The sequence below is a fragment of the Lysinibacillus sp. NPDC097214 genome (assembly GCF_050277945.1).
Classification (GTDB): Bacteria; Bacillota; Bacilli; order Bacillales_A; family Planococcaceae; genus Lysinibacillus; species Lysinibacillus xylanilyticus_B.
The window spans coordinates 164,551-189,621 of the sequence record NZ_JBNNSS010000001.1 but is presented as its reverse complement, the minus strand read 5'-3'; the positions used below and the strand labels follow the sequence as shown (position 1 = coordinate 189,621).

Genomic DNA, 25,071 nt, shown 5'->3' with positions numbered 1-25,071 from the left:
ACAAATGAAGAAAAAGAGCGAATCGAGAAGGTTAGTAGCGCAAGTACAGCAGCATAAACACTCGTTCTGCAACCTTTATACTCCTCGCGCATAACGTAGGTGTATTTGGAATGTATGCGCGAGTACAATATTTAACTTATTTCAGCAAGTGTTTTTTGTAGCTGACGCTTTGCTTTCGCTACATAAAACATTTGCTGAAATAGAGGAACTCAGTCTAAGAACGCCACGTTCCTGTGGCAACGACTGAGTGACCAACATCATGCTGTTGCTGACGCTTCGCTTTCGCACAAATAAAACCTTTTGCTGACGCTACGTTAGCACTACGCTTTCGCGCAAAAAACATCTGTTGCTGCCGCTACGCTTTCGCACAGACAAAACCTTTTGCTGACGCTACGTTAGCACTGCGCTTTCGCACAAAAAACATCTGCTGGCCTAAGCACAAAGCCGATTCCGGACGCAATTATGCCGAAGCATAATTGATTTATTCTTGAAGATTTTCCCATGCTTGTTTGGCTATCGACTCGTCGAATGTTGATAGTAGTCGATAGTTGTCTGTATTTAAAATTCGAAAATGCTGACTAATGACGTTTTGTTGTAGACAATAACCATTGTACTCGCTAAGATTTTTCCACCATATGTATCCCCCCATCGTTTTTTCCTTAGGTTGTAAGGTTCCGTTATTAGCGATTAAATCGACAACTTCAAGTGGATCTCCGCCAAGCTCATGCTGTAAGATCGTGCTATCTCGGCATAATGCACAAACCGCAATCGCTGTAGTCCAGCCAGTTTGAATACGGCCTTTTTCAATTTGAACAAGCGTTTTTTTGGAAAGTCCAAGTAAATCACTCATCTGATCCTGTGTTAAATCTTTTTCGGTACGGATTAATTTCAGTTTTTCTGAAATAAGTGTGATTAATTGTTCACGATTCAAATCCAAAACACCCTTTCTTTCAGATAGTTAAATACTATTATACATGAAAGTAGTAAGAGATGTTTTTTGTTTGCTGGTGAGTTAAGTAATAAATAATAATAGAAATATAAAAAAACAGACTGTCCCGTAATCTAATTGGACAGTCTGTAAAATATTTAAATCTCGTATTTTTTCGTGTCAGAAATAACGCGGAAATGGATACCTTTAATTTGAGCACTTACTTTATGACGGAGTGTATCAATATCTACTAACTCATCATTATCATTGACACATTCTGCAATCTCTTGTAATAGCTTCGTAAATGCCTCTTTGAAGAGTGCACGCATATTATCAAAATCTAGGCTACGGAAGTTTCCGTCAATATCAAATGCCTCCACAGAATTTAATTGCTTTGAAGCACCTGCAAAGCGATCATCATACACTGTGTAGTTTTCATCTGTTACTACGATAATATATAATACTTCACCTGTAATTGTTTTTAATTCAATGTTTGTTTTGTGTTTTTTGACGTCGGTAATGATATGAATACCGTCCGAATGATATAGCTTAAACAATTTCATTTGAGATGCCCCCTGAAAATAGAATCATATACATAATTTCATTATATATTGATATACCTATTAATGGAATAAGGCGAAAGTATTTGAAAAACTAGAAAATGTTATTTGAATGATAATTATTAAGCTAAAAGTACGAAAATTGTACTGGTTGTATTATGCTTCTGCTACAGCAGGTATAGTTTGGCGAAGAGGGCGAACCTCGATGTAATGAATCTGATGGCCGTGCTGCTCATGGATGCTAAATACATATGGCGCTAGCTCAATGTTTTTTGTTGCTTTAATGCCATTATTCACTGATAGGAACCAACCGCCTAGTGTTTCGACTTCCTCTACATCAAGTGTTATATTTAATAGATTTTCAACATCTTCAATGAGTATTTTTGCATTTAAAATATAATGATCGTCACTTACTTTTCGGATTTCTGCAATTTCATCATCGTCAAATTCATCGCGAATCTCACCTACGATTTCTTCTAAAATATCCTCGACTGTTACTAGCCCTGATGTCCCACCATATTCATCCATTAAAATGGCCATATGAATGCGCTCTTTTTGCATACGCACAAGTAATTCTTGAATTGGAATCGTTTCAATTACTCGAATGACAGGATTAATAAAATCTTCAAGGACTAAAGAATCGTCTGTGAGTTGCTCAAGCAAACCGTGTGTAAACAATTCCTTGGCGTTGATGAAGCCTAAAATATTATCACGATCACCATTATAAACAGGATAACGAGTATATTTTTCAGCAGCGATAAAATGAATCATTTTTGTAAAAGATTCATTTATTTCAATACCAACAATTTCTGTTCGAGGAACCATAATTTCTCGAGCAATACGTTCATCAAATTCAAAGACATTATTCACAAACTTTAGCTCAGTTTTATTGATTTCACCACTTTTAAAGCTTTCTGATAGCAGTAATCGTAATTCTTCCTCTGTATGTGATAACTCATGCTCAGAAGCGGGTTTCATACCGAATATACCAACTAATACTCGAGCAGAGCCGTTCAAGAACCAGATAAATGGATACATTGCTTTATAGAACAACATAATAGGTTTGGCAAAACGAAGTGTAATTGTTTCAGCCTTTTGAATCGCAGCAGTTTTGGGAGCTAACTCACCTACAACAACGTGTAAAAATGTTGCAATGGCAAAAGCGCCACCAATTGTGAAAAACGTCATATATTTATCTGGAATGCTGATGAAATCAAACAGTGGGTGAAGCATAAATTCAAAAGTTTTTTCACCAACCATCCCGATACCAAGTGCTGTAACAGTAATACCAAGCTGACAGGCAGATAGGTATTCGTCTAGATGATTAACAACATGCTTTGCAGAAACGGCTCTTTTATTGCCCTCTACAATCAATTGGTCAAGTCTTGAGGAACGAACTTTTACAATGGCAAATTCTGTTGCCACGAAAAAGCCAGTTAAAGCTAATAAAATGATAAAAATCGATAAGTTGAGTATGGTCTCCAAATAGTCGTTCTGAATGAACAGAACGTCACCTCCTAATTATGAATAAGTAAAAGCAAAGATTGCATGAGTGCAACGCTTTCGGGTGAAACATTTTTTTTAATCTTTTCGATATCTTTATTGTCTTGTTTGTTTATTTGTTCAAGCAGAGTAGCAACATCCTGCTCTAAGTCCTGCATTTTTACACGTAGCATTTGTACATCGATCTCTTCGTACGGAGTGATGTTTAGTTCATGTTGTATTTCTATGAGTGAAAGACCTTGCTGTTTGCGTTGTTCAATATATTGAAGTCGTTCAATCATTGCAGGGGCATAGTAGCGATAATTGGATGCAGAACGTTCTGCCTCCAATAAGCCAATGTTTGTATAATAATCGATTGTTCTTTTTGTAATGCCTGTTTTTTCTGCAAACTCGCCAATTTTTAATTTCTCTGTCCCAATGCAAACACCTCCAAACCATCACGTGATACTTTATTATAACTTGATGGTTTAGTTGTTTTCAAATAGAAGAGCCTAACATTTCTAAATTGTAAGATTCCTTTTAATGGAGGGGCTAATATGCTGAATGAACATAAAAATAGCTTTTCTAACAACTGAATGTTAGAAAAGCTATATATTTTTGAAAAACTTAATGAAGTTGTCATGTTAAACAAAATACGGCTCTTCGGCAGTGCGAGGGTTGATTTCCGTTCCAGGCTACTCGCTTTGCTGTTGCTGTCGCTTCGCTTTCGCACAGATAAAACAATTGCTGACGCTTCGCTTTCGCACAGAGCAAGGCTTCCTGTGGGCGAGCGCCGAGCCGCTTCCTCCGCTTCCGCCGCGAAGCGGCTCATCGGACGCCCCCAGGAAAGCACCTAGTCGGAACGGAAATCAACCCCTCGTTTTGCAGAAGAGGCATACTATATAAATTTTAATAATAGAAAAGCTACGAAGTTTATTTCTGTAAATATGTATCATATAGGTGATGAAGTGCATCTTCACCAGTCGTTTCTAAAATTATTTTGTCATTGAAAATAAGTGTTACATTTGTGAGAGCGCTATCAATTTTATCGTTCTTAATAGTGCACGTAACCTTTACTACACCTGTTTCTGCTAGTTGTTTTTTCATCGTATCATCCCACGGTTGCTCAGAAAATAGTGGTGCTTGCCATGTGCCTCTCACATGAAGCTCACTTTTTTCAGCGTCATAATCCCAGCGCACGTCACGTAAAATAGTTTTAAATAGGTCATTAACCGTAAAGGATGTATCTTTATAGTCAATGGCACTTGCTCGTATAGCATGTACATCACGACCAACTGCACTGGCTGCAGTTTCTGCCGCTGAATTTATGCCTGAAACCGCTTCTTTCATTGCAGATAATCGATCACCACAGCCAGCTAGCAGCGCGCAAAGACATGTTATACAAGTTACCTTTGTCATCCATCTCACATGTAGTCCCTCCAGTATTGCAAGTTGATACTACTATATTAACGAAAAGAAAACTATGAAAAAAGGGCATGAAAGCGGCAGATTGTGACGGTTTTGCAACGATGCAACCGCCACTAGAATGTGCGAGAAATTGGAAGTTTAAATATCTGAAAATTCGGTTAATAAATCAAAGAAGGGGAGCGGTTTGTGATGAAGATTAATGATGAATTACTTGAGCGATTAGGAACTTATTTCGTGTACCATGCTGTTTATGAAAATTATGGCATTACCTTTGAAAATTTTGTAGAGCGTTGGTTACGGGGGATACTTGAAATATAAAAGAAGAAGAGTCGTGTTCATGCATGGAACACGACTCTTCTGTTTACTTAAAATAGTTAGTGATAAATTGGTTGGCTTCTTGCCAATTATAAACTCGTACGACATTGTCCGGAACAGCAAGACGGTTATATGGAGTGTCAAATAATACGACCGGTATTTTTAATTCTTCCGCAAGCATGACCGCATTATCATGCTTATCCTCAAAAAATGCCTGAACACCATACTTTTTTGCTGCGGAAATTTTATCGTGACTACCGATGAGTTCGATATGATCGTATGGAATAGACTGTGATTTAAACCAATTTACAGTCACATCTGATACATTCTCACCACGAGCAGAGATGTAATAAAGTTCGTAGTTTTCTATCCACGTATTTAAAATATCTTTTGCATCTTTAGCTGCTTCAGATACTTCGTACATATACGGCTCATTTTCTTTAAACCATGTATTAAATGCTACGCGATCAACAGGGTGGGGAAATGCTGATAAAAAATCATACTCGCACACATCGTCAAGCGTAATATTTACATTGTATTGTTTATTGATATGTGGGATGAGTGTACTAGGACATGTCACTGTTCCATCGATATCAATCCCAAAGCGTGGCTTTTTCATGCTAGCACCTCCTTAGGCGTTCGCTTTAGCTGCTTCTTCAGCCGCGCGTTTTTCTGCCATTTCAGCGGCTAATTTATCGATTTCTTTTTTCAACTCTTCTACCATTGTTTCTTCAGGCACTTTACGAACTGTTTTACCCTTCATAAATAGTAAACCTTCACCACGAGCACCAGCAATACCGATGTCGGCTTCGCGTGCTTCACCAGGACCGTTTACCGCACAACCAAGCACCGCTACTTTTAACGGTACACTAAGTTTAGAAATATAGTCTTCTACTTCATTGGCAATTGAAATTAAATCAATTTCGATACGACCACATGTTGGACAAGAAATAAGGGTTGCCATATTAGAAGCAAGACCAAATGATTTTAATAGCTCACGTGCTACTTTTATTTCTTCAACAGGGTCTGCAGATAGTGAAATACGTAATGTATTACCAATACCCTTTGATAGAATTGCACCAAGGCCAGCTGCTGATTTTACTGTACCAGCAAATAATGTACCTGATTCAGTAATTCCTAAGTGTAAAGGATAATCAAAGGCTTTAGACGCTTTCTCGTAGGCTTCAATCGCTAGATTTACGTCTGATGCCTTCATAGATACGATAATATCGTGGAAGTCCAAGTCTTCCAAAATTTTAATATGGTGAAGGGCAGATTCTACCATACCGTCTGCAGTAGGGTAACCGTATTTTTCTAAAATATGACGCTCTAATGAACCAGCGTTTACCCCAATGCGGATTGGAATACCTTTTGCCTTTGCTGCATTAACAACAGCCTCTACCTTTTCCTTACGCCCAATATTACCTGGGTTAATACGAACTTTATCGATACCATTTTCAATTGCTTTTAATGCTAATTTATAGTCAAAGTGAATATCAGCTACTAATGGAATATGGATACGTTTTTTAATTTCTGCAATCGCATCAGCTGCACGCTCATCTGGTACTGCGACACGAACAATTTGACAGCCTGCTTCCTCAAGACGAAGAATTTCCGCTACTGTTGCTTCAACATCATGTGTTTTTGTTGTACACATACTTTGAATGAATAATTCATTACTACCACCTATTGTTAAGTTACCGACACGCACAGGACGTGTATTTGTACGGTGACAAATCTCACTCATTAACTTTCTCTCCTTTTCGGGTCATACTTTCGACCGTCACTGACATTTATTTTAGCAGTGTAAGAAAATAAGGACAAGGAAGAAACGCTAACTTTTCATTTTCCGCATTTGTTTTCAAAGTCAAATGACAGCGGAAGCTTAATATTTTCACTAGGAACTAGAGCCTGTAATTGTAAGTGCGGATTCAATTCATAAAAAAGCTGTAAACGTTCAGGAAAGGTCATGGGTACTTTTGCGGGATGAAGTGCAAATAAACTGTGAATGGTATCGCCTTGAATAGTCTGAACAGTGATATAATTTGGCTCTCGCTCCTTCTCACATAGGGTGTTTTCTGTATTTTTCGGATAAAAGGCAGCAAGATGTAATGATCCTTCTGTTAAATCTACTTTTATAACAAAAGCAAAAATAATAATGATAGCTGTTAACACTAAAGCACGCAAAAAATCCCCTCCTTTTCTACACTATATTTAGAAGAGAGGGGAATCATGCACATTATTTTGTAATTGGTTGAATTGGATATTTTGTGATGGCTACGATTAGTAGAGTCACTGTTAAAAGTGCAGAAAAAACAGAGATAACTGTACTGCTAATCGGTAGATAATCTGATAGCATACTTATTAGAATTGCCCAAGTCATGGCAAATGTTGTAGTACGCCAAATGTGACGGTATTCTCCGCGACGCTTCATGACGTTTAAAATAAGCAGACCAGCAAGGGCGTAGAGAGCAATTTGTGCAAAAATAAGCATCGTTGTAAAAACAAAAAGCATAATGAATGTCACGGGATACAAAAGCCATTTAACGCCTTCTATGTATTCAGTTATTCCATTTAAACTATTCATATCAAATGTATCAACAGACATGCCAGCCGTAAAACGACCAAAAGAGAAAACTGTAACAACAGTAATTAGCAGAAAGGTATATTGAATGACTTTCCCGATAGGTAACAAACGATAGGCAGCAAGTTTTTTTGGATGAATTAAGCTATCGATAAATAGTTGTGAGTGTTTCATAAACATATCTCCTCCAATCGTTATTTTACCATGTTCAACTTTGACAAGATATGAAATAAGAAATAATAACTGAGAATACGATAATGAAATGGTTCATCGCCAAATGTTGTGGATGACTTTTGTTAAAACGTATATTATGTGAATAAGTTGATCTTCGTTACGACTGGGCGACTCATTGGGGATCAGCGATAGAGGAACGAAGGCTAAAAGCATCACATCCTGTGATAACGCCTTCGTGACCAGCCCCGACGCCCCCAGGAAGCTCTGCTCTGCGCGAAAGCGAAGCGTCAGCGGCAAATGTTTTATCTGTGCGAAAGCGAAGCGTCAGCAACAAATGTTTTATCTGTGCGAAAGCGAAGCGTCAGCAACAAATGTTTTTCTGTAGCGAAAGCAAAGCGGCAGCTACAAAGCGCCCAGTCGGAACGGAAATCAACCACACGTTTTGGTGATGATCCAATGAAATGTTAATATTGTGTAAAGAAGTTAAAGGTTATCTTTACTTTTTCATTATTATCATTTAAAGATTAGGAATAGAGTAGTAGAGACGTAGGAATTGGAGCGAATACAATTGACAATAGATTGGCAAAGCATACTGTTTCAATTTTTAGGCGGTTTAGGAGTCTTTTTATTTTCCATTAAATTTATGGGGGATGGGCTCCAAAAATCGGCAGATGATCGACTGCGCGAATGGTTGAATCGTTTTACAACAAATCCTTTAATGGGCGTGTTAGTGGGTATAGTTGTAACGATTTGTATCCAGTCGAGCTCTGCAACGACAGTGATTACGGTTGGGCTAGTGAGTGCAGGGTTTTTAACATTACGACAAGCAATCGGTGTCATCATGGGAGCGAATATTGGAACGACAATAACCGCATTTATTATTGGTATAAATATCGGCATTTATTTTTATCCGTTACTAGCGATTGGTGCAGGGTTGTTATTTTTCTTTAAGAAAGCGACCTATCAGTATATCGGACAAATAGTATTCGGCTTCGGGGGATTATTTTTAGGATTAGAGTTAATGAGTGCAAGCATGCAGTCACTACATCAATTAGCTGATTTTGAATCATTAACGCTTCATCTGAGCAATCTGCCCGTTGTAGGAATTTTTCTAGGGGCAGTTTTTACATTGCTTGTTCAAAGCTCAACAGCGACTGTTGGTGTACTCCAAGGCTTATACGCCGAGCATTTAATTGGCTTAGATAGTGCTCTACCTATTTTATTTGGTGAAAATATAGGAACGACTCTTACAGCAGTATTGGCCTCGCTCGGAGCTTCTATATATGCTAAACGTGCGGCAGCGGCACATGTGTTATTTAATATTATAGGTACGATTATTTTTATGGTGTTCTTTACACCATTTATGCAGTATGTTCTATGGATTAGCGGGCTATTCCATTTAGAACCGAAAATGCAAATAGCGATAGCGCATGGCTCATTTAACATCATTAATATGATGATTCAGCTGCCATTTATCGGAGGATTGGCAGCACTTGTTACGAAGCTAGTGCCTGGGCGTGATGGAAATATTGATGTGACAACGAAACATTTAGATCCATCATTCATAGATTCCTCTCCAGCGATTGCACTTGGGCAAGCAAAGGAGGAAGTGCTACGAATGGGAGAACATGCGCTTCATGGTTTAGAAGAAACATTTTTATATATGAAAACAGGTGAGGCTGCCCATATTCCTACAGTTTTACAATTAGAAGCTGCGCTCAATCATTTAGACAAGGAAATCACGAATTATTTAGTAATGGTGTCTAAGCAGCCGCTTTCTCGCGCAGACTCAGTAAGACACCATACACTTCTAACAAATGTACGAGACATAGAGCGTATTGGTGATCATTTTGAAAATATTTTAGAGCTTTTACAATATAAAGATCATCATGAAGTAAGTTTAAGTAAGTCAGCACGACAAGATTTAATAGGCATGTTTAGCTTAGCGATTGAAGCTGTACGAAAGAGCATTGCGGCTCTTGATACAGCTAGTTTGAGCTTGGCGCAGGAAGTAACTGAACTCGAAAGCTTGATAGATGATATGGAAGATAAGCTTAGACAAAAGCATATTGCGCGCTTAAATACAAATGAATGTAATGGAGCGGCGGGAATTGTCTACACGGATATCGTTAGCAATTTAGAGCGTATAGGAGATCATGCTGTAAATATAGCTGACTCTATTTTAGGAATTAGAAATTAAGGAAATGAAACCTTCAGCTTTGTAAATCCGTATGAAAGGCACTGCGCGATCAGACAGGTTAAATAGGGTTATTGGGATTTCTTTGTTGAGAATGAGCTATCTATACCTTTTAGCTAGGTTGAAACAGCTCAACTCTCGTCAATAAAGGAAATTAGAACTTCTAATTAACTAACCTGATGCACGACAAAAGGAGAGGATTTTTATGGAAGTTGTTGGCTGGATCTTAGTGATTGCCTGCTTTATCATTTCATTTGTTGGATTGGTATACCCGATCATTCCAGGTGTGCTTTTTTTACTTGGTGGTTTTTTAGTATATGGATTATTTTTTTCATTTGCAGAGTTAAGCTGGTTGTTCTGGGCGAGTGAAATAATATTTGTTGTCATATTATTTGTTGCTGATTCTGTAGCAAATGCCTTTGGTATAAAAAAATTCGGTGGTTCCAATGCAGGCATGTGGGGCAGTACCATTGGATTATTAATTGGCCCGTTCGTCATTCCGGTTGTAGGAATAATAGCAGGTCCATTTTTAGGAGCGGTAATTGCAGAGCTAATTGTAGAGCGTCGTACATTTGGAGAGGCTGTGAAAAGCGGTGTTGGCTCTCTTGTTGGTTTCTTAACATCAACACTTGCGAAAGCAGTGATTCAAATCGTGATGATTGTTGTGTTCTTTATAGCAATATGATTTTTCACGTTTAACAATTAAAGAAACAGGTTAGGATAGTAATCGTATTGGCTGTTCAGTCAAAAGGCTGAAATCTTTCATTTGAAGTATTTTTCGTTGAATGGTTTGACCAATTTTGATAATCTAAGAATGTACTAATTATTTCTTTACTTTAGGAGGAACTTAACAATGGCTTATGTATTACCACAATTAACTTACGCTTATGACGCATTAGAACCACATATCGATGCAAAAACAATGGAAATTCACCATTCAAAACACCACAATACTTATGTAACAAACTTAAACGCAGCAGTAGAAGGCACTGAATTTGCTGAAAAAGATATTAATGATCTTATCGCAAACATTGATGCTCTTCCAGCTGACAAACAAACTGCTGTTCGTAACAACGGTGGCGGACATGCTAACCATACATTATTCTGGGAAGTAATCGCTCCAGGCGGTTCAAACACTCCAGTTGGCGAAGTAGCAAAAGCAATCGATGCTAAATTCGGTTCTTTCGATGCATTCAAAGAAGAATTTGCTAAAGCTGCTACAACTCGCTTCGGTTCAGGTTGGGCTTGGTTAATCGTTGATGGTGACTCAGTTGCTGTTACATCTACTCCAAACCAAGACTCTCCAGTTATGGAAGGTAAAAAGCCAGTCCTAGGTTTAGACGTTTGGGAGCATGCTTACTACTTAAACTACCAAAACCGTCGTCCAGATTACATCGGCGCATTCTGGAACGTAGTAAACTGGGATGTAGTGGAAGCTAAATTCCAAGCTGCAAAATAATGATGTCTTCCAGTTTTTAAGTTCTTCCTTATGTAACATAGTTCGTACTTGCTGATATTAAGTTGGTACTTAGAGTAGGAAGAAAAGAAGGAGCAGAAGAATAAAATAGCTCGAAATGGAATCAGAGAAGCGTACCGTTAGTACGCCACTCTGGTTCTTTTTATATGCCTAAAGAAGCTGATAACACGATAGCTTGTCCGCCTTTCAAGCCTGAGAAAAAAGCGGGAAGAAGAGCCTGGGAAAACGCCTGAGAACTATCTCTTTCCCCTTAAACCTTATCCCCATTATTCCAACTTCATTACATTTTAAGTTCGATTAAAAGCCTGAAAAAGAGCCTGAAAGGGGCAAAATGGGAAGAACTTAAAAACAGAAATACATAGTAGAGGTTAATGTAGTAGGTTTTAGGTGTCCTTATCCTTTAAATCATCAAAATGGATGATTGAGAATGGTAAATATATTGAAACTAAATGATTGGAGTTTTATAATATGGTAAAATTTACTTAAATTGGAGAACTAATAGACATGATCATATTCATAGTATGATGGTAATTAGCAGAGGGATTATGTCATTACTTGTTTCAAAGCTAAAGAATAAAATTGATCCTTATAATATCATGGGAAAAACATTCAGAGAAAGGAGTCAGGAGGATGTTATGAGAGTAACTGAGAGTTCACTAAAAAGAAATAAAATATCAGAGAGGTGAAGGAATCGAAAAGCCACAATGATTGGTATGTTTGTACGTGGACAAAATTAATTGAAGACGAAATAGGGAAAAAGTTTACTATTGAAATTACTGATTGGGACAATTTGGTTTTCCAGAGTACAGCTTTGATGGCTCATTTTTTAGAAAGGATTATAAAGAATCCTTTAAGGTTTCCTATAGAGGAGAATCAGAAACCTTAAAAGATATTAGAAGCTCTATGGGGAAATTTGAATGGAAATGTCTTGTCAGTATGATTATGATGATTAAATCTAATTAGATATTTAAGTAATTTACTATGAATATGTTGAGGAGTGACTGTTGAAAAATGAGTAAACCAAAGGCTTATGGGACTTTCATAAAAAGAGGGAGCAACATTTATCGAACATCAGCTTACATTCAGTGGGGAGACTCAGAGAAATCTATCGGTGCTTGCCTCCTACTTAATCCAGGTTCAGCAACACTTGATAATGAGTTAATTTATTCACTTGATACGTTAGGTTCAGCCAGTGGTTGGATAAAAACAGAAGATCCGACGATGGAGCAATTAATCTCTTTCATTGAAAAAATTCATGAAAAGAATCAGCTAATTTCAGGAAGATTACATATCTATAATTTATTCAATCTTCAAAATACTAAGTCTGTAAATGCAATTGACCAATTTGAAGAGCTTTTTTCATCTGGTGAGTACGACATTAGCGAGTCGTTAGTGACTACAAATGATTTAGTATCACATCCATGGATTCTGCTGGGATGGGGAGTCAAACAGGAAAAACGATGGAAAAACCTTCAATATATTAAGGATAAATGGAGTGAGTTGATATTAGAATCAAAGATTCCTACATTCGGAAAAAGGCATGCAAAGAAAAATGATTATTATCACCCATGTCCTTTGATTCCAACCCAAAGACCTTTGATGGTTGAAGATCTGGTTGCAATTTATACAAAGAAGTTTGTCGCTAATCTTGAAGACCAAAAAAGATATACATTACTTAAATGGAATGGCGAATATGGAACAGAATCCAAATTTATTGTTCGTGATAATTTTACAGGAATGCAGAGTTTGTTCACGCCAGGAAGATGCAATGATTTATTCTGGTTTCATTCCGATCTGGCGAATGATAAAGTTGTTTCAAATTGGAGCGATTTTGGAAATGAAAGTTTTGATGATTTAAAACCTATAACTTTTTAAGGAGGGAATGAATTGCAGATTTTATCTGAAAAGGAGATTGAAGATATTTTAGTGCTTCATCCAGAATTGATAGAAAACGGTCTTACTCTTTTAGGGAGACAAGAACAATTAGAGAATCGTAGAACTGATATAACTTTTAAAGACAATATGGGCAGACTTTTATTAGTCGAATTGAAGAAAAATATTGTTTTGGAAGAGCATGTGGATCAAATAGAAGATTATATTCATAAGTTGAAAAAATCGTTTGTTGGTGAATTAAGGGGAATGTTGATTGGACAAGTAATATCACCCTCAATACAATTACTCTGTATCCAAAAGAATATTGAATGGAAAGAAATAGTGGTCGAAGATATATATTTATATTTGCAAAAGAATAATAGTGACTTACAGAATCAAGTTTTCTTTTATGAAAAGTTACATAAAAAAGCAAAAGAAGTTAAAGCAATGGACTTTCAAGATTATCTAAATGAAACCTCCCCATTTGGAGTTCCGTATACATCTTACCAATTTTTCAAGCCGATTGATGCAAGTCCTGAACTAAGCAATGATAACGAAGCCAATCAACTAGTTGCGGATCAGTTTAAGGATATGATATTAAAGTTACAATTTGATAGAACGATGTTTGATGGAAATGTTAGGGTTATTCGGAGACCAGATTCTGAAGCTAGGTGGTGTGTTAAAACTAAAGACGGTGCTTGGCAAGGGTATATATTGGATTATTTATTATATATAAAAGATGATCAACAACCTATTCCTTGTGAGTTATACTTGGGTACAATTGGTTATAGAGGAAATAAACCAACATTTAAAGATGGCAAATCAAGATTCATAGTCTTAGATATTGGGAAAGGAAAGCAGAAGGCATCCACTCAATACGGATTTCACAAGCATTTAAGAACAGAGGTTAAAGCTCTTTATCCATTTTATGAATTAAAGTTTAATGCTGTCGGTATTCCAAAAATAAATTGGGAGAAAATATTTTATTCACTTGAATATTTTGGTTACTTCATTCGTGATTCGGAGGATAATAGATCAAAATTGCTTTGGATTGGTGATATTGAACTTGGAAAAGAGGACTCGGATTTGCAAGTTGGAAATCTTATTGAATCATTATTTGCAACTACCATTGTAAAAGCACATTATAAAAAAGAGGATAAAGGTATATCTTTTGACTTTCTTTCAAGTCTATTTGAAAAATAGAGGGGGGATAAAGTATTGAAAGGTCAGAAACAATTTTCTAAAGTTTCTTCAAGGCACCAAACAATTTATTATTCCAATCTATCAACGAGTAAAGAATAATTTTTTCATCCTTATCTAATAATTAATTGTTTGGTAAGTAAATTTTAAGCGGAGTAATTAGAATAGGTTAGGAATCTGTATTTAAAAGTCTAATGGAGTGAGGTAACTGGAAAGAGAAGTGTTTTTGGGAAATATTTCACTTGAAATTTTCGTGTCTTATTCTAAATCATCGGATTTTAATGGTATTTCATTTAATAATTTAAATGAAATAATAAACATTAGTAAAACAGAGTTGAAAAATATCTTAATAGAATAGTTAACACAAAATCAGATCACATTTACTTTTTCAAGTGTTTTTCTTAATCGTCATATTAAAAATATATAATATCCATAGTAAGTAAATGGTGATAAGGCTTAGGCTTAGCAAAAGTACTTTGGATGTGAAACGTAGAAAGTGGGGGGAAGCCTCCGGTGGATTTGAAGGCTATGTCAAAGGTGATTAATCACCGAAGCATAGCCTTTTTTGCTGACTTTTTTAGGTCTTAACTCTTCGAAGCAATACAAGGTAGAGGTGAATGTTCCAACACACCTGCAAAAAATTACAGTCAGTCGGTGAATAGAAAGAGGCGCTCGCCGGACTGTTTGGAGAAGTTTTATAGTGCGCCTCACCCTCCAATATTAACTTCTTACTGCTAATGCTTCGTTTTCGCAAAAAAACATTTGTTGCTGCCGCTACGTTGCACTACGCTTTCACACAAAAAATATTTGTTGCCATAAAGCCTCCCGCGGATATAAAAATAATTTTCAAGTAATCGTTAAAAACAGAAACTTTTCATCTTAAAGTGCCGTCAAATAAATGATGTTTTCAAACATAAATTCACAAGTACATGCTTTCCTGACGTACCTTCGAATGGTATACTAAGTATCGTGTATTTAAATTGTAATTAGATGAGGAGGGGAATACATATGCGCAAAGTACCGGGAAAAAACCGCGCGACGAATGTTAAAGCAAAACATCACTCTAATTTAACATTTCGTATGAATGTCCTTTTCTTTGCTATATTTATCGTATTTTCGATGCTAATTTTTAGGCTTGGCTATATGCAGATTGTAAAAGGGGAAGATTATGTACGCGATTTAGAGCGTAAAGAAGAGGTACCTGTCAATACAAGTGTGCCAAGGGGACGTATGTATGATCGATACGGACGTATTTTAGTGGATAACCAACCAGAAAATGCTATTACGTATACGAAAATGCCAACGACGACAAGAGAAGAAATGCTGGAAATAGCGGAAAAGCTGGCACAATTGATTGAACAGCCAACAAACCGTGTCACTTTACGTGATAAGCAGGATTTTTGGATTATTAAAAATCAAGACGCTGCCTATGCAAAAGTAACAGAGGCAGAAAAAAAGAAAATTAGTACCCAAGAAAATATGACGACAAGTCAAATCAATGGACAGATAGATAAACTTGTTCGTGAACGAATTACAAACGAAGAATTATTGCAATTGAAAGACAAGGACATGGAAATATTAGCAATCTACCGAGAGATGGTATCAGGCTACAATTTATCACCACAAATTATTAAGAGTGAAAATGTATCAGCTAATGAATTTGCACTTGTCTCTGAGCGTTTAACTGAACTACCAGGCGTTAACACAACAACGGACTGGAAGCGTTTGAAATTATCATCACTTGCTATTTTAGGACGCACAACCGTACCAGCAAAAGGGATTCCGAAAGAAAAGCTGAATTATTATTTAGCTCGTGATTATTCACGAAATGACCGTGTTGGTGAAAGTTATATTGAAGCGCAATATGAAGATTTACTGCAAGGACAAAAAACAGTTGTTAAAAATATTACGAATAAAAAAGGGCAGGTAGTCGATACCGTTACGACCTATGAAGGTGAGCCTGGTAAAGATTTAAAACTTACACTTGATAGTGAGTTACAATTAGAAACAGAAAAAATTGTCAAGCGCGAATTGCTTCAATTAAAATCACAAGGGGGTTCACATTTACTTGATCGTGCCTTTTTAGTCATGATGGACCCAAATACAGGCGATATTTTAGCAAATGTTGGTATGAAGATTGAGAAAAATCCTGAAACAGGGAAAGATGAAGTCGTCGATTATTCGTATGGTACCTTTACAACAGCTTATGAATCTGGCTCTTCAGTTAAGGCTGCTACTGTTCTTACTGGTTATAATCAAGGAGTTATTTCAATGGGTACTTCAATGGGAGATGAACCTATTGTATTAGCTGGGACACCTACAAAGTCTTCAATTTTTAATCGAAGTGGTTACATTACGCTGAATGACTTAACGGCTTTAGAACGTTCGTCAAATGTTTATATGTTTAAAATTGCTATGCTTATTAATAGCACACCGTATAGCTATGGGATGCCACTTCGCTTAAAGGAAGATACATTCTCTAAAATGCGTAGTAATTTTGCGCAATTTGGCTTAGGTGTAAAAACAGGAATTGACTTGCCAAATGAATTTAGTGGTGTCGAGGGTCCATCTGGTCCAACGATGGGTGGTAAAACACTCGACTTAGCAATTGGACAATATGATACGTATACGCCTTTACAATTGACACAGTATATCTCGACAATCGCAAATGGCGGCTATCGTATTCAGCCACATGTTGTGAAAGAGGTACATGATCCATCAACTGATGGACAACAATTAGGTCAATTAGTGACTGAAATAGGACCAACAATTTTAAATCGTATTGATAATCCTGTAGAAGAAATTGATTATGTAAAAAAAGGGTTACAACGAGTTTATACAGGTTCGCAAGGTACAGCAAAAAGACAATTTGGAAATACACCGTATACAGCGGCAGGGAAAACAGGGACTGCCGAGGTAGTTTACTACGGGCCTTTAAAACAATTTAATGGTACAAATACGATTAACTTAACTCATGTTGGCTTTGCACCGTATGATAATCCTGAAATTGCCTATGCAGTTGTGATTCCATGGGCAACAACAAATTTAAATCAGCATTTGTCAAATAATAACGTTATTGCTCGCGAAGCTGTAGACAAATATTTTGAGTTAAAAGCAAAATATAATGCCGAAAAAGTGACAGATAGTAATGTAAAACAACCAATTTTACCAGCTATTACACAAGACAAAATTGGTGAAGATGAGCAAAAATAATAGAAAACCGCTAGTGCATTTTAATGCCTAGCGGTTTTTTTACAGTTTCAGAGTATTATTGAATACCCGCGAAAAAACTACGGCGCGAAAAAACCACGGTATGAAAAAATCATAATTTTCATACCGTGGTTTATTTATTCTCCAATAGAAGACTTATTGTACAGATAATTGTTGAATAGCTATTTCAAATTGTTGTTTCGGTTTTATCCCATAAAGCTCTATATTATTACAAAAATAAGACTCTACCATATAATCAACGGCTTCCTGTAGAGTATATTCCCGATGATCCATAATAAGTGTTAAATATGTTTTAAAGTAATTGGCATTTTGTACTTTTGCATGTTTAATCACAAAGTCAAACTCCTCTTATATTATTTCCTGGCACAATTGCTAATTATAGCATCTTTCCATTAGGAAGCAAGTGTATCCTCACTCATAAGAAGGTTCCTACCTCTGAAGGTAGTGATTCCATACAGATGTGGTCCTTTTCAGTGGGTTTCCTAAAACACCTACTGAAATAGAGGGATTCTGTCTAGTACGTCAGTCCTGTGGCAATTTATCTTTAGCGACAGTATTAATACGTCAATTGTAAATCCATCTTTACAATCGTTTACAAAGCATTACATTCCTTTACGTCTCTTTTACGAACCGTTTATACGACTTCAACAATTAGTCATTATAGTAAAGATTGTAAGACAAACAACTATAAAATGTTAGTGACGGAGGCAAATGAGATGAAAAAGTGGAAGTACTTAACGATGACAGCGGTAATGGGGTCAGCATTAATGCTTGGAGCATGTGGTAGCGACTCTGCACAAAAAGGTAACAATGCAGAAACAAATGAACCATCTAGCTCAGGACAAGATGCTGCTGACAAAAAACTGCAAGGAGCTGTAGCTGGAGATGGTTCATCAACAGTCGCACCAATTATTGAAGCAGTAGTTGAAGAGTATGCAGGGACTCAACCGAATGTCAAAGTATCGGTAGGTGTTTCAGGTACTGGTGGTGGCTTTGAAAAATTCATCGCAGGTGAGACAGACTTTTCTAATGCATCTCGTAATATAAAAGATGAAGAGAAAGAAAAATTAGATCAAGCTGGAATTGCTTTTACAGAGCTTCCTATAGCATATGATGGTTTATCAGTAGTCGTGAATCCTGAAAATGATTGGGCAAAGGATTTAACAGTAGAACAATTAAAGAAAATTTGGGTTGAGGATGGTAAAGAGAAAAAATGGTCTGATATCGATCCATCGTGGCCAGACGAAAAAATTGTCTACTACTCTCCAGGTACTGACTCAGGTACGTATGATTACTTTGATGAAGTTATCTTAGACGGCGCTGATCTAGCAAGCTCAGCAACATTATCAGAGGATGATAATATGCTAGTTCAAGGTGTAGCAGGTGACAAAAACGCAATCGGCTTCTTCGGCTACGCTTATTACTTAGAAAATAAAGATAAATTAAGCATTGTAAAAGTAAATGGCGTTGAGCCAACTAATGAAACAATCGAAGCTGGTGAATATTCGCCACTTTCACGTCCATTATTCACATATGTGAAAAATAGTGCAATGAAAGATAACGAAGCAGCATATGATTTCATCAAATTTACACTTGAAAACGCAGGAGATATGGCAGAAGCAGTAGGTTATGTCAGTCTACCTGAAGATAAATATAGCGAAGCTTTAAAAACATTAGAAGGCTTAAAATAAGTAGACATGCATAGAGGGAAAGAGATGTATGCTCTTTCCCTCTCTTATTTGAAAGGAGCATCCAATGGTTTCTCAAAAAGAAAACAAGACATCATCTGTGCAGCAATTAATTGCAAATTCGCGCAATCAAAAAACGAAGAAAATAGTGGAAAAAGCAATGCCAGCACTATTATTTTCTGCAGCTCTTATCTCAATATTGACGACATTTGGCATTGTTTTCACCCTTATTTTTGAAACGTTTGAATTCTTTAAACGTGTTTCGATTACGGATTTCCTATTTGGTACACAGTGGCTACCGTTTTCAGGGAAGGAACCGTTATTTGGGATTTTACCTTTAATAGCTGGCACATTGAAAGTTACGCTAATTGCAGTTGTCGTAGCAGTTCCGTTTGGCATAGCTTCAGCCATTTATTTAAGTGAATATGCAAGTGAAAAAATAAGACGTACAGTTAAGCCTATTTTAGAAGTATTAGCGGGTGTACCAACAATCGTTTATGGCTTCTTTGCATTAACATTTGTAACGCCGATGTTACAGCAAATTGTTCCAGGGTTAAAACTTTTTAATGCACTTAGTCCAGGGATTGTTATTGGGGTTATGATTTTACCAATGATTACGTCACTTTCTGAGGATGCGATGTCATCGGTCCCAAATAGTATGCGGGAAGGAGCTTTAGCTCTTGGAGCAACAAAGTTTGAAGTAGCTATAAAAGTAGTATTACCAGCTGCCTTATCTGGTATTGTCGCTTCAGTTGTTCTCGCCATTTCCCGGGCAATAGGTGAAACTATGATCGTATCGCTTGCAGGCGGATCTACGCCTAAATTCGATTTAGATGTGACAGACTCGATTCAAACGATGACTGCGTATATTGTACAAGTTGCAACAGGCGACGCTGGTTATGGTACGACAATTTACTATTCGATTTATTCAGTAGGATTCACATTATTTATCTTTACTTTAGTGATGAATTTACTAGCCCACTATATTTCGAAACGCTTCAGGGAGGTTTACTAGCATGCGCTATATGAATGACACGGTCGTCATGAAACGAATGACAAAGCGTATTACATTCAATAAAGTTTGGAAGTCATTTTTCTTCATAGCAACAACCTTTGCATTAGTGTCACTCGCTATATTGCTTTACCGTATAGTAACACAAGGTGCCGATTATTTAACAATTGATTTTTTAACAAATTTTGCTTCACGTTTTGCAGATAAAGCGGGTATTAAGGCAGCTTTAATAGGCTCACTTTGGCTGATGGCAGTTGTTGCTCCAGTATCGATTTTATTAGGTGTAGGGACTGCAATTTATTTAGAGGAGTATGCAAAGAAAAATAGATTAAATGATTTTATTCGTATGAATATCTCGAACTTAGCAGGTGTTCCTTCCATTGTTTTTGGTTTACTTGGGTTAACAATTTTTGTTCGAATGATGGGACTAGGAAAAAGTGTTCTAGCAGCAGGATTAACAATGAGTTTATTAATTTTACCAGTGATCATTGTAGCGGCGCAGGAGGCTATTCGTGCAGTACCGAATGAACAACGGGAAGCTTCTTATGGTATGGGTGCGACAAAATGGCAAACGATATTGCATGTTGTTCTACCAGCAGCCATTCCTGGGATTTTAACAGGAAGCATATTAGCGATGTCTCGTGCGATTGGTGAAACAGCACCACTAGTTGTTATAGGTATTCCAGTTATTTTACAGTTTTTACCTAACGGATTATTAAGTCAATTTACAGCTCTACCAATGCAAATATACGATTGGGCAAAACGTCCGCAAGAGGCATTTCAATATGTAGCGGCAGCCGGTATTTTAGTACTTATGACAGTGCTTTTACTGATGAACTCTATAGCCATCTTTATTCGAAATAAATTCCAAAAACGATATTAATGGGGTGACCTTATGGTACTAGGTATTAAAGAGGAAAAATCTATTGTCAAACCGATTCATACGGCTACAAAGTCTTCTGCTGACGTTGCCAAAAAAGTAGTATATGATACACGTAATTTAAATTTATGGTACGGCGATCATCACGGTTTAAAAGATATTAATTTAAGCATCTATGAAAATGAAGTCACAGCTATAATTGGTCCTTCTGGTTGTGGGAAATCCACTTATTTAAAAACTCTAAATCGAATGGTAGAGCTTGTACCGAGTGTTCGAACATCAGGAGAAATAGTCTATCGTGAGCGCAATATTTTAGATAAAAACTATACTGTCGAGGAATTACGCACTCGAGTAGGTATGGTATTCCAGAAGCCAAACCCATTCCCGAAGTCTATCTACGATAATATTGCATATGGTCCGCGTATTCATGGCATTAAAAATAAGAAGATTCTTGATGAGATTGTCGAAAAGTCTTTACGAGGTGCGGCCATTTGGGATGAAGTAAAGGACCGCTTAAATCAAAATGCATATGGCCTATCAGGTGGTCAGCAACAACGAATTTGTATTGCCCGTTGTTTAGCAATTGAACCAGATGTTATTTTAATGGATGAGCCAACATCCGCACTTGATCCGATTTCTACATTAAAAGTCGAGGAGCTTGTACAAGAGCTGAAAAAAGATTATTCCATTATTATTGTGACACATAATATGCAACAAGCGGCGCGTATTTCCGATCGTACAGCATTTTTCCTAAGTGGAGAGGTTGTTGAATACGATAAAACAGACGTTATCTTCCAAACACCAGCGGATCAACGTACTGAAGATTATATTTCAGGTCGATTCGGCTAAGGAGGAGCAGTAAATGGTAGTACGTGAACGTTTTGAACAGGAATTAAAAGAAGTCCAAGAACAATTTATTGAAATTGCTAATAAAAGTGTTAACGCACTTAAATTAGCATTTGAAGCATTGTTAAATCAGGATTTAGAGACATCATTAAAAATTCTTGAGGACGATTTAATCATCAATCGTCTTGAAGAAGAAATCAATGATCATGTTATTTTAATGATTGCGAAGCAGCAGCCTGTAGCTACAGATTTACGCCGTCTCATGGTGCTTGTCAAAGCGGCATCTGATATGGAAAGAGTAGGGGACTATGCGGTTAATATTGCGAAAGAAACGATTCGTATTGGCAAAGAGCCACTAGTCTTTCCTACAACAAATTTGCAAACGATGTGTAATAAGACTGTAGAAATGCTAGAAAGTATTATTAAAGCTTTTACAGAGGAAGATACTACTCATGCCAAGGAAATTGCTGAGCTAGATGATTACGTCGATGATTTATATGGAGCGACAGTAACGCTATTGCTACGCGCCGGAGCTGAAAATCCAGCACATATTTCTCAAATCACACACTTAACATTTGTTTGCCGCTATTTAGAGCGCTCTGCTGACCATGCAACAAATATTGCTGAACATTTATTCTACTTAGTTAAAGGTAAACATTATGAATTAAATAATTAGTAATGGAAGAGCCAAGTATAGGCTCTTTTTTTCATGGTGGTGGAATACAAACAGTTAAAGGGATTTTTGTGAATATGGTGGTCGATATAAATAAGGGTGATTCCATACTACTAACTTTCCTGTGGGCAAGTGTCGAGCCACTTTGTTAACACTCCGTTTTTGCACAAGTAATCAATGCTTTTGACGCTTCATTTTCGCACATAAAAACATTGCTGAAGTTTTGTTTTATCACTATAAATTAGTGTCATGGAAGAAGATACATACTAAGTGAGATAGTCGATTTCCGTTCCGGCTGGACGCCCCCAGGAAAGCGCCCAGCCGGAATGGAAATCAACCACACGTTCTGCCAAAGAGCCATATTTTGTTAATGCTAAATAACAGCAACATTATTAATAAAAATAGCGTCAAAATACTGCAAGTGTTATTGTATTGTCAAAAAATTATTTTGGTTATACTATAGACATTATCCGAAAAAATGCGCTGAGGGGGTGCTGCTTCGTGAAAGACGCTGTAGAATCACTCATAGAGAAATTTGATCTGGAATTCACGCCAGAACAACGAGACTTTTTACGTTTTCTATATGAAAACTTACATCTTGAGGAATTAAGTGACAAGGAACAACATTTTTTTATTGACTATTTTTACAAGAGTGAAACATTACGAAATATGGCAGCATTTGCACTTGAATTGGCAGACATCATGCGTGAAATTCGCGAACTTATACCAGCTATCGAGCAAGCCGAAAGATTGACCAATGGAAAAGAACAGCGCTTGTATAATGAGCGAAAGTGGCAGATAGCTAGGCGTCAAAAGCTAAGTCGTCAAACAATAAAAAAAGGAAATATCCTATATGTTCCGTTTGATGAATATAAAAAAGAAACAGGTCCAATTATTATCTGTCTTGAACAAACAACTGGTATGGCTGCATATTCTGAACTTTGTAAAAGCATAATTTTACCGTTATTTATGAACGCGCACCGTGAACGTCGAGATTTATATATCGTTCCATATGACTGTCAAATTCATGTGCATTATCGATTCGAAAATGGTCATTTAAATTTATCTGATTTTAAGGGTTTTATTGAATATAAGGCAAAGGGAGAAGCTGCAATTCTGCCTGTACTTCATTTTGTAAAAGGCTTGCTCCAAGAAAATCAGCATTGTACAGAAGCGGATATTATCATTTTTACAGAAGGTGCTCCGATTGATGGACAGCATCTCGTTGGAAAGCAAGCGAAGGCAGTACTTGAGGAAATGAAGCGTAAGTATCATGCTGAATTTTCGGTTATCGCTATGCATGAACATAATTTTAATGAGCAGCAATTTTGGTTCGCTAATAAGGCTTTTTTTGCGGATGACGCTATTCAATAAAAAGGAAGCTGATCTTATTGTTGATTGGCTCCTTTTTTGTGAATATACATAGTAGTTAGAGGAGAATGATATGAATTCATTAAAATGGTTATTACCAAATATGTCAGCACCGACATGGATGGACGTTATTATTGCCATCGCTCTTTTTGTCGTTGGTTGGCTTTTTCAGCATTTTGTTATAAAGAAAATAATTAATCGTACGGTTACATTTTTGACAAACCATCAGCGCAACTTTCAGTCAACAGTGCTCGCACAATTTAATAAAGCGATACGCTATGCATTCATGTTTGCGGTGATTGTACTCAGCTTAACCATTTTATTAAAAGAAAACTTATTTACAAATGCAGTGACAAAGAATTTTGTTTTGTCCATTATTGTTTTTTTCCCCTTTAAAGGTGTATATGATGTTTTACATTTTTATACGAAACAGCCTTTGCAGCTGAATAGTGAAGAAGAACCAAACGTCCTCTTACCGTTTTTTCTTCGTATAGGAAAAGTGCTAATCATGTTATTGGCAATGTTTACGATTGCTTCATTCTGGGATTTTAACTTGAATGGCTTTTTAACGGGGATTGGTTTAACGGGTGTGGCGATTGCCTTCGGTATTCGAGATACACTAGCGCATGTTTTTGGTGGGATGTCAGTCGCATTAGATAACCCGTTTCAAATTGGCGATTGGATAGCAACAGAGGACCAAAAAATTGAAGGAACCATTGAAGATATTAATCTTCGAAGTACATTAATTCAAACGGGGGATAAAGGGCTTGTTTATGTACCTAACTCATATTTGGTAAATCGACCAATTTATAATTTATCCAAAAGAGAAAAACGAAAATGTGAGCATTTTTTATTTGTTGCTGCTGAAAATGAAGAAGAAACATTACGCAGTGCTTTAAGTGCCATTCATAAGGAAATTTATTTGCATGCTCAAACAGAAAAAGAAATGATTCATGTATGTATAGATGAGTTTTATCCAACCTCCTATCGAGTCCTTGTACGTTTCTTTGTGGCAACAAATGATACGGCAGTGATGCTAAATGTGCGACAGGATATTTTGTTTGCTATTCGTCAAATCTTTCAAGAACTAAATATTATAGTAGCCAATCCGGCTGAAGATGAATGGGTTAGTACTAAAAAATAATTTGAATTG

General features: G+C 36.8%; 26 protein-coding genes. 14 read left to right on the top strand and 12 right to left on the bottom strand.

Annotated elements, in window-relative coordinates; translation table 11 throughout:
* Window positions 1-214: 214 nt before the first annotated feature.
* From ACQKMI_RS00995 to ACQKMI_RS00965, 7 genes are all read right to left on the bottom strand, one after another.
* Window positions 215-343 carry a hypothetical protein gene (locus ACQKMI_RS00995; protein WP_427486780.1) on the bottom strand — a complete coding sequence of 43 codons (129 nt, stop codon included), beginning with the start codon at window positions 341-343 and terminating at the stop codon, window positions 215-217.
* Window positions 344-481: 138 nt separating this feature from the next.
* Entirely contained in the window at window positions 482-931 is a 450-nt protein-coding gene (locus ACQKMI_RS00990) for a helix-turn-helix transcriptional regulator (protein WP_427486779.1), read from the bottom strand.
* Window positions 932-1,086: 155 nt separating this feature from the next.
* Complete coding sequence (locus ACQKMI_RS00985) at window positions 1,087-1,491, bottom strand: hypothetical protein (protein ID WP_427486778.1); 405 nt, start codon at window positions 1,489-1,491, stop codon at window positions 1,087-1,089.
* Between the two features lie 153 nt (window positions 1,492-1,644).
* Window positions 1,645-2,973, bottom strand: a complete 1,329-nt coding sequence (locus ACQKMI_RS00980; protein ID WP_427486777.1) for a hemolysin family protein — start codon at window positions 2,971-2,973, stop codon at window positions 1,645-1,647.
* 32 nt (window positions 2,974-3,005) lie between these two features.
* Window positions 3,006-3,347 (bottom strand): MerR family transcriptional regulator, encoded by a 342-nt coding sequence (locus ACQKMI_RS00975; RefSeq protein WP_427487324.1) that lies wholly within the window; start codon window positions 3,345-3,347, stop codon window positions 3,006-3,008.
* Window positions 3,348-3,391: 44 nt separating this feature from the next.
* Window positions 3,392-3,802, bottom strand: coding sequence for a hypothetical protein (locus ACQKMI_RS00970; protein ID WP_427486776.1), 411 nt, complete (start codon window positions 3,800-3,802; stop codon window positions 3,392-3,394).
* 101 nt (window positions 3,803-3,903) lie between these two features.
* Window positions 3,904-4,389, bottom strand: coding sequence for a hypothetical protein (locus ACQKMI_RS00965; protein ID WP_427487322.1), 486 nt, complete (start codon window positions 4,387-4,389; stop codon window positions 3,904-3,906).
* 195 nt (window positions 4,390-4,584) lie between these two features.
* Here ACQKMI_RS00965 and ACQKMI_RS00960 point away from each other — a divergent pair, with 195 nt between their 5' ends.
* Entirely contained in the window at window positions 4,585-4,716 is a 132-nt protein-coding gene (locus ACQKMI_RS00960) for a hypothetical protein (protein WP_323651540.1), read from the top strand.
* A 43-nt stretch (window positions 4,717-4,759) separates the two neighbouring features.
* On the opposite strand, the gene ACQKMI_RS00955 is transcribed toward ACQKMI_RS00960, so the two are convergent.
* From ACQKMI_RS00955 to ACQKMI_RS00940, 4 genes are all read right to left on the bottom strand, one after another.
* A complete protein-coding gene (locus tag ACQKMI_RS00955) occupies window positions 4,760-5,332 on the bottom strand; it encodes a 5' nucleotidase, NT5C type (protein ID WP_323651530.1) in 573 nt (190 codons plus the stop codon).
* 12 nt (window positions 5,333-5,344) lie between these two features.
* Window positions 5,345-6,460 (bottom strand): flavodoxin-dependent (E)-4-hydroxy-3-methylbut-2-enyl-diphosphate synthase, encoded by a 1,116-nt coding sequence (gene ispG / locus ACQKMI_RS00950; RefSeq protein WP_427486775.1) that lies wholly within the window; start codon window positions 6,458-6,460, stop codon window positions 5,345-5,347.
* Window positions 6,461-6,555: 95 nt separating this feature from the next.
* Complete coding sequence (locus ACQKMI_RS00945; protein ID WP_427486773.1) at window positions 6,556-6,900, bottom strand: hypothetical protein; 345 nt, start codon at window positions 6,898-6,900, stop codon at window positions 6,556-6,558.
* Between the two features lie 52 nt (window positions 6,901-6,952).
* Window positions 6,953-7,471, bottom strand: coding sequence for a DUF1189 family protein (locus ACQKMI_RS00940; protein ID WP_427486772.1), 519 nt, complete (start codon window positions 7,469-7,471; stop codon window positions 6,953-6,955).
* 568 nt (window positions 7,472-8,039) lie between these two features.
* Between ACQKMI_RS00940 and ACQKMI_RS00935 the strand changes: the two genes are divergently transcribed.
* From ACQKMI_RS00935 to ACQKMI_RS00910, 6 genes are all read left to right on the top strand, one after another.
* Window positions 8,040-9,671, top strand: a complete 1,632-nt coding sequence (locus ACQKMI_RS00935; protein ID WP_427486770.1) for a Na/Pi cotransporter family protein — start codon at window positions 8,040-8,042, stop codon at window positions 9,669-9,671.
* 202 nt (window positions 9,672-9,873) lie between these two features.
* Window positions 9,874-10,353 (top strand): DUF456 domain-containing protein, encoded by a 480-nt coding sequence (locus ACQKMI_RS00930; RefSeq protein WP_427486768.1) that lies wholly within the window; start codon window positions 9,874-9,876, stop codon window positions 10,351-10,353.
* A 168-nt stretch (window positions 10,354-10,521) separates the two neighbouring features.
* Complete coding sequence (locus ACQKMI_RS00925; protein WP_427415827.1) at window positions 10,522-11,127, top strand: superoxide dismutase; 606 nt, start codon at window positions 10,522-10,524, stop codon at window positions 11,125-11,127.
* A 1,029-nt stretch (window positions 11,128-12,156) separates the two neighbouring features.
* Window positions 12,157-13,020, top strand: coding sequence for a hypothetical protein (locus ACQKMI_RS00920; RefSeq protein ID WP_427486766.1), 864 nt, complete (start codon window positions 12,157-12,159; stop codon window positions 13,018-13,020).
* A 12-nt stretch (window positions 13,021-13,032) separates the two neighbouring features.
* The gene (locus ACQKMI_RS00915) at window positions 13,033-14,220 is read left to right on the top strand and encodes an endonuclease NucS domain-containing protein (RefSeq protein ID WP_427486764.1); all 1,188 of its coding nucleotides are present in this window, start codon (window positions 13,033-13,035) and stop codon (window positions 14,218-14,220) included.
* A 1,005-nt stretch (window positions 14,221-15,225) separates the two neighbouring features.
* Window positions 15,226-17,430, top strand: coding sequence for a peptidoglycan D,D-transpeptidase FtsI family protein (locus ACQKMI_RS00910; RefSeq protein ID WP_427486763.1), 2,205 nt, complete (start codon window positions 15,226-15,228; stop codon window positions 17,428-17,430).
* Window positions 17,431-17,583: 153 nt separating this feature from the next.
* Here the strand turns inward: ACQKMI_RS00910 and ACQKMI_RS00905 are convergent, their stop codons facing one another.
* Window positions 17,584-17,781 carry a hypothetical protein gene (locus ACQKMI_RS00905; RefSeq protein WP_427415825.1) on the bottom strand — a complete coding sequence of 66 codons (198 nt, stop codon included), beginning with the start codon at window positions 17,779-17,781 and terminating at the stop codon, window positions 17,584-17,586.
* A gap of 383 nt (window positions 17,782-18,164) precedes the next feature.
* On the opposite strand from ACQKMI_RS00905, the gene ACQKMI_RS00900 reads away from it, so the two are divergent.
* The 7 genes from ACQKMI_RS00900 to ACQKMI_RS00870 all read left to right on the top strand — a co-directional run bounded on the left by ACQKMI_RS00900 (window position 18,165) and on the right by ACQKMI_RS00870 (window position 25,062).
* The gene (locus ACQKMI_RS00900; protein WP_427486761.1) at window positions 18,165-19,139 is read left to right on the top strand and encodes a PstS family phosphate ABC transporter substrate-binding protein; all 975 of its coding nucleotides are present in this window, start codon (window positions 18,165-18,167) and stop codon (window positions 19,137-19,139) included.
* A 64-nt stretch (window positions 19,140-19,203) separates the two neighbouring features.
* Window positions 19,204-20,151: a phosphate ABC transporter permease subunit PstC gene (gene pstC / locus ACQKMI_RS00895; protein WP_427486760.1), complete on the top strand. Its 948-nt coding sequence runs from the start codon at window positions 19,204-19,206 to the stop codon at window positions 20,149-20,151.
* A 1-nt stretch (window position 20,152) separates the two neighbouring features.
* Window positions 20,153-21,031 (top strand): phosphate ABC transporter permease PstA, encoded by an 879-nt coding sequence (gene pstA / locus ACQKMI_RS00890; protein WP_427486759.1) that lies wholly within the window; start codon window positions 20,153-20,155, stop codon window positions 21,029-21,031.
* Between the two features lie 12 nt (window positions 21,032-21,043).
* Window positions 21,044-21,877: a phosphate ABC transporter ATP-binding protein PstB gene (gene pstB / locus ACQKMI_RS00885; protein ID WP_427486758.1), complete on the top strand. Its 834-nt coding sequence runs from the start codon at window positions 21,044-21,046 to the stop codon at window positions 21,875-21,877.
* 13 nt (window positions 21,878-21,890) lie between these two features.
* Window positions 21,891-22,550, top strand: coding sequence for a phosphate signaling complex protein PhoU (gene phoU / locus ACQKMI_RS00880; protein WP_427486757.1), 660 nt, complete (start codon window positions 21,891-21,893; stop codon window positions 22,548-22,550).
* A 498-nt stretch (window positions 22,551-23,048) separates the two neighbouring features.
* Window positions 23,049-23,921, top strand: coding sequence for a hypothetical protein (locus tag ACQKMI_RS00875; protein ID WP_427486756.1), 873 nt, complete (start codon window positions 23,049-23,051; stop codon window positions 23,919-23,921).
* A gap of 70 nt (window positions 23,922-23,991) precedes the next feature.
* Window positions 23,992-25,062: a mechanosensitive ion channel family protein gene (locus ACQKMI_RS00870; protein ID WP_427486755.1), complete on the top strand. Its 1,071-nt coding sequence runs from the start codon at window positions 23,992-23,994 to the stop codon at window positions 25,060-25,062.
* The last annotated feature ends 9 nt before the right edge of the window (window positions 25,063-25,071 follow it).